Source organism: Acetobacter fallax, from assembly GCF_011516735.1.
GTDB lineage: Bacteria > Pseudomonadota > Alphaproteobacteria > Acetobacterales > Acetobacteraceae > Acetobacter > Acetobacter fallax.
Genome location: NZ_WOSX01000085.1, coordinates 1 through 5,680 on the forward strand (window position 1 = coordinate 1; position 5,680 = coordinate 5,680).

Here is a 5,680-nt window from a genome sequence, read left to right on the forward strand (position 1 = left end):
CCGTGATTTTCTTGTGTCGGATGGCTGGAAACAGGAACGGCTGGCTCGTATCGTCGGACATGGCGGGTGTGGCTCGGCGTGATCGGAGAAACGGATGGCTTTGACACCCAAATTCGTAAACCCAATCAAAAGCTTAGGCGATACCCGCCGCCCAGTCTCGACCGCCCCCGTGAATAAGATGGGGTTAGCGAGGAGCCACTTCCTGTGCGCGTGTCAGAAGATGATAAGGATTCCCGTCTTCTGAAAGAAGACATACGACAGCTACTACACGAGTTTATTATGCCGGTTCAAAATGGCTACAAATATGATGAAACGGAAAGTCAGAGCTCGGAAGAGACATCCGCGCAAGCGCGTCAAATACATGAACAATAATGTGCTCAAGCAGACGATCACGTCACTCCACGGGAATTTAGTCTCGTTGGCTGTACGCCGTGACATTGAAAAATGCTAACCGGAAGAGATCAGTTGTGTCCATGAGCAAAACGGGAAAAACGTCAGAAAAAATTCCGGTTTTCTTCGATTCCGACCGACTGTGCGAGAGCGACAATTTTGCTCTTCAAGGTCTTCTCGTCGCTGCCGAAAGGAATTTTACGGCCAAGCGCCGGAGCAGGGTGCAGAAACACAGCACCATGTGCTCAGATAGCTGCGACAGGTCATTTCACGTCACGGACGACTATCTGCATCTGGAAATGATGCTTCTCGAACGGCAACATCTGCAGTTGCTGGCCTGTCAGCGTAAATCGGGGCGGCAGTTCCTGGATTTTCTCAGGCCGTTCGACCTCCAGACGCTGGATGATCTTGGCTCGGTCAGGCGGAAACTGCACGACCAGATTCACACGCAGCCGCTCACCAGTCTCGACAGGGCTCTCGAACTCCAGAACCTTTATCAGGAGCATGATCTCTGGCGGTTGCAGATGCGGATTGCCGATATCGGAACGAGACTGAAAACGGCCATGCCACGGTACGGTTTTTCAGAATATAGTGCGATCCGGGCCACCATTATTGAAGAGGGCTGCCGCTACATTGGCCGGGCGGTGCATATCGCCGCCCGTCTGTCGCTGCATCATCCCGACATACCCATATCGTGGGAGCGTTGCCTGCGCGTGTTTCAGGCTGGCCGCAGGGGGATTGATCCGTTCAGCACTGTTGATGATTATGTGATGGAGCCCTCCACCCCCTCGCGCATGCTGAGAAAAAGAAAACGGGAAGCCAGCGAGAAATGGGAAGCCAGCAAGAGAGAAAAGAATCATCTCAGCAAACGTACACTTGACGAAATGAAAAAACATCTCGGACCCGTCGCGCATATTCTTGCCGCCATGGATGTTCTGGCCTGCCGTGCCTATCTGCCGATACATCCCGCGGACGAGGTGTGGCCTCCCTACCGTCCGATATGTGAAACCGATCCTGGCTTTCTGACAGCGGGCCGGAGTTTCATGGACGATCCGCGGGATGGGGCTATGACCCGGGCGACGCTTGGTTATGCGCTGTGGTTTCAGGACTGGGGTCTGAAAAAGCCTTCCGCCCCGGACAGCCGGGCTCTGCTCGAGGATTCGGATATCGCGTGGCTGCAGAGTGATCTTTCTCTGCCAGAGGTGATCGGGCACGAACTGGATGTCATTCGGGATTACGGGTTCACTGCACGGCAGGACCCGGTCTATGGCTACGCTTATGATCCACACCTGTATGACGACCGGACAGAGGACGTTGCTGACAGGGCAGGCATCGCTGCTCCCGAGCTACCTTCCCCGGATGTCTCCCCGGTAGCAACGGACATGGGAGAAAAAGAAAAACCTGCGTACATGAAACTACCGGCTCTGATTCTTCCACCACTTCCCAAAAAAAATTCTCGATATACTCGATGGTTATGAACCGCAGCATAGCAGGCAGAAATGAATTCCTGACGCCGGCCATGCTGCGCAGGTGCCGTGTGCCCGGGGCGGCCTGAAGCCAGAATTCAGTTTTCCGTAAAGCGGTCCGACCGGACACGGGAACGGACAAATCTCTCTCCAGTCTGTTTTTCGTAGAATAAGCGCAGGAAATACGAGTGCGATGTGACCGGAACGGCAGGCCGCGCACATCATGCCGAGCCTTTTCCGTTCCGATGCCGGAAAAATGCAGCGGTTTTTGCAGTTTTTGCTCATCGTGCTTTCATTGATGCTGCTTTCAACAAAGTGCAGGTTGAGAGCAGGACGATGCAGGAAATAGTCGGTTTCCCGGACGTAATTGGCATTGGGAAGACTGCTGAATTCTTCGGATTTTCACGTGAAACAGCATACCGCCTTGCTACGTCAAGCAGGATAGTAACGATAAAAATAGGCAGATCGTGTTTTATAGTAACTGAAAGTATTCATCATCACATTCAGAGATCGATTACTTTCAGGCAGAAGACTATCGGCACTTCCGTTGTGGATACGCGCTCATGAAACGCGCGATATCGCCCGGACGGGGCGAACCAGTCCGGCATAGGCAGATCGACTCTGGCTCAGGGCGGCGGTCTGTGGCACTCTCCCACAAAGCACAGAACTGGCGGGTGCAGGACGATCTGCCGCCAGAAATCCCCGTCGACAAAGCGGAAATCGATATTCTGATGAGGTTTTGCCGTGACATCCTTGTCCCTTGTTTCGAGCCCCCTCCGGCCACTGCCGTCCCTGCGCGCGGCTCTTTATCTGCGCGTGTCAACAGGACGGCAGGCCGAGCACGACCTGTCAATCCCCGATCAGCAAAGACAGACTGAAGCCTATTGTGCTGCGAAAGGCTGGGATGTCGCCGAAGTTTTCATCGAGCCGGGAGCCTCGGCAACAGATGACAGGAGACCGGAATTTCAGAAACTGATGGAAGTGGCCTCGGAAAAACCAAGGCGGTTCGATGTTGTCGTTGTGCATTCCTTTAGCCGTTTTTTCCGGGATCATTTCGAGCTGGAGTTCAACGTCAGACGTCTTGCGAAGCAGGGGATCCGGCTGATCTCGATCACGCAGGAACTGGGGGATAATCCTTCCGCTGTGATGATGCGTCAGATCATGGCGCTGTTCGACGAATATCAGTCTCGTGAAAATGCCAAGCATACACTGCGCGCCATGAACGAGAATGCCAGGCAGGGGTTCTGGAACGGCTCCCGCCCGCCCTTCGGTTATCGGACGGCAGAAGCGGAGCGTCGCGGGCAGAAAATCAAGAAGAAGCTGGAGATCGACCCCATTCAGGCTGAGACGGTCAGGCTCATCTTCGGGCTCTACCGTGATGGAGACGGACAGTCCGGCGGGCTCGGCATCAAGGCGATCGTCAGCCATCTCAATGCAAAGGGATACCGCACACAGACGGGCTCACGGTTTTCCTGCAAATTCATTCATGACGTGCTGACGCGCGAGACCTATGCCGGCACGCATGCGTTCAACGTGATTGAAGCGAAAACAGGGCGGAAGAAAGCATCGGATGAGGTGATCACCATGGATGCCCCTGTCATTATTCCCCGTGGTGAGTTTCTGGAGGTGCAGCAGCGGCTGAAACAGAACGCACCGCGTGTGACGGCACCCCGGATCGTCAATGGTCCATGCCTGCTGACGGGGCTGGCAGTCTGCGCCACCTGCGGCGGCGGGATGACGTTGCGGACAGGGAAATACGGCCGTTATCGCTATTATACCTGCGCGACACAGGCCCGGCAGGGAAAGACGGCCTGCAAGGGGCGGAGCATCCGCATGGATCTGCTCGATACGCTGGTCATGGAGCATCTCGCCACCCGTCTGCTCACGAAAGACGGGCTTGGGGTGATACTGGAAGCGCTCCTGGCACACTATGCCGCCAATCAGAATCGTGATGCCGCCCGTCAGGAGAGTCTGCGTAACGCGTCCCGTGAAGCCGAACAGAAGTTGCAGAGAATGTATGCGGCTATCGAAAACGGCGTTGTCGATGCTACTGATCCCACGCTCAGGGGAAGACTTGATGCACTGAAGGTCCAGCGGGATGAGGCCAGCCGTCTCTGCGCGATGGCGGAAGCCCCGGCGATGGTCATACCGGTGATTACCGATGACATGATCGGACGCTTCTCTTGTGACCTGCGGGCGAAGCTGGCCGATGGTCCCGTCGCCATGCGCAAGGAATATCTCCGTGCAATCGTCGATCGCATAGAGGTCGATGACAGGGAAATCCATATTTTTGGAAGAAAAGACAGGCTGATGAACCAGCTCGTCTCAGACCGTCCTAAACTGAACCCGAAAGTTCCCAGTTTTGGACGGGAGTGGCGTCCCATAGGGGATTCGAACCCCTGTTGCCGCCGTGAGAGGGCGATAAGTAGTGGCTAAATGGCTAGGTTCTTTCGTTTAAACTGTTGATAACAGGGTATTTCATATCACTGAGTGTCACTGGATACAACTGGATATCACATCAGGGTGGGCCCAAGATGGGCCCAAAGAGTTACCGCCCTTTTGGGGTATCTAACGACATCTCTGTGAGTTGGCGCTGCTCCGTTTGAGTGTGTGAGGGAGGTGCCATCGCTCACCACCACACACATATTCCAATAGGCATGCCGACTGTTTTACGCTATAATGTGACCAGTTTAATGGTTCGGAGTCTACGATGCAGACCGTCAATCTGGTGGAGGCCAAAGCTCATCTCAGTCGCTTGGTCGATCTGGCAAAGGATGGAGAATCCGTCCGGATTCTGCGTCGCGGCAAGGTGGTCGCACAACTCGTCAAAGTCGAGCCGGTGCGTAAACGGATTGCAGTGAGTGCTCTGCGCTCACTGACCGACACCATGACGCCGCAAAAGGAGTCTGCTGCGGACGTTATCCGCGAGATGCGTGATGAGGCAAGATATTGAGCCTCTATATTGATACATCGATTCTGGTGGCGGCTCTGACCAATGAGCGGGAAACTTCCCGGATGCAGGACTGGCTTGGCGGTCAGACACCTGAAGATCTTTTCATCAGCGATTGGGTCGTGACGGAATTTTCCTCTGCGCTGTCGATCAAGCTTCGGACGGGACAGATCATCGTCACCGATCGCGCGAACAGCCTGGCCATGTTCACACGTCTATGTGCCGACAGTATCGGGGTGTTGCCAGTGACCAGTCAGAACTTCCGGACGGCGGCAAGGTTCTCGGACCAGTATGCTCTGGGGCTGCGGGCCGGAGATGCCCTTCATCTGGCGGTTTGTGCGGATCAGGGCGCGACCCTGTATACTCTGGATCGTCGCCTTGCCGAAGCAGGGCCTCAGGTTGGTCTGGCCACCATACTGCTGTGATCAATAATTCTTTGGAAAAGTAAAAACAGATGTGTGAGCAAAAAAACTTATAGTACTGATCCCTATATTTGGCAGAATAGCTGGCGGATTGCTTACACGTTCACTGCCCCGAAACTGCTTACTGCGAGTTGGGATTGATGTTGTGTGAACGTAGATTCCTTCGGACTTGGGAAATAGCCACCATCGCCTCAACTCCGATTTAAAGCGCGAAATCCTGTTTTTCATATCCAAAAATAAGACATAATTCCATCAAAACCCATCGTCTGCCGTATTCTTTCGCGCCACTTAACTTGTGCCAAATGCGGGCAAGTGTAGATTATGGCATTAAACCAAACACCCTGGCAGCCTGTCGGGTTGGGCATTTTGCGGCTGATAACGCCGAGGCTGACCCGGCTTATGCTGTTTGAAGCCGTGCCATTCTTTTGCAGTTGTATGCGAGAGCGACGAGT

The 5,680-nt window shown here is 54.4% G+C and carries 6 protein-coding genes; 5 read left to right on the forward strand and 1 reads right to left on the reverse strand.

What is annotated here, in order from left to right; genetic code table 11:
- Positions 1-629 precede the first annotated feature (629 nt).
- From GOB85_RS18225 to GOB85_RS18245, 5 genes are all read left to right on the forward strand, one after another.
- Entirely contained in the window at positions 630-1,868 is a 1,239-nt protein-coding gene (locus GOB85_RS18225) for a hypothetical protein (protein ID WP_173578796.1), read from the forward strand.
- A gap of 183 nt (positions 1,869-2,051) precedes the next feature.
- Positions 2,052-2,423 carry a MerR family transcriptional regulator gene (locus tag GOB85_RS18230; RefSeq protein ID WP_173578797.1) on the forward strand — a complete coding sequence of 124 codons (372 nt, stop codon included), beginning with the start codon at positions 2,052-2,054 and terminating at the stop codon, positions 2,421-2,423.
- A 177-nt stretch (positions 2,424-2,600) separates the two neighbouring features.
- The gene (locus GOB85_RS18235; RefSeq protein ID WP_173578798.1) at positions 2,601-4,292 is read left to right on the forward strand and encodes a recombinase family protein; all 1,692 of its coding nucleotides are present in this window, start codon (positions 2,601-2,603) and stop codon (positions 4,290-4,292) included.
- A 274-nt stretch (positions 4,293-4,566) separates the two neighbouring features.
- Positions 4,567-4,809, forward strand: coding sequence for a type II toxin-antitoxin system Phd/YefM family antitoxin (locus GOB85_RS18240; protein ID WP_173578799.1), 243 nt, complete (start codon positions 4,567-4,569; stop codon positions 4,807-4,809).
- Positions 4,806-5,231, forward strand: a complete 426-nt coding sequence (locus GOB85_RS18245; protein WP_173578800.1) for a type II toxin-antitoxin system VapC family toxin — start codon at positions 4,806-4,808, stop codon at positions 5,229-5,231. The genes GOB85_RS18240 and GOB85_RS18245 overlap by 4 nt, the downstream gene beginning before the upstream one ends.
- A gap of 221 nt (positions 5,232-5,452) precedes the next feature.
- Here GOB85_RS18245 and GOB85_RS19100 read toward each other — a convergent pair.
- Positions 5,453-5,680: hypothetical protein (locus GOB85_RS19100; RefSeq protein ID WP_206752311.1), on the reverse strand; the 228-nt coding region annotated here is incomplete at its 5' end.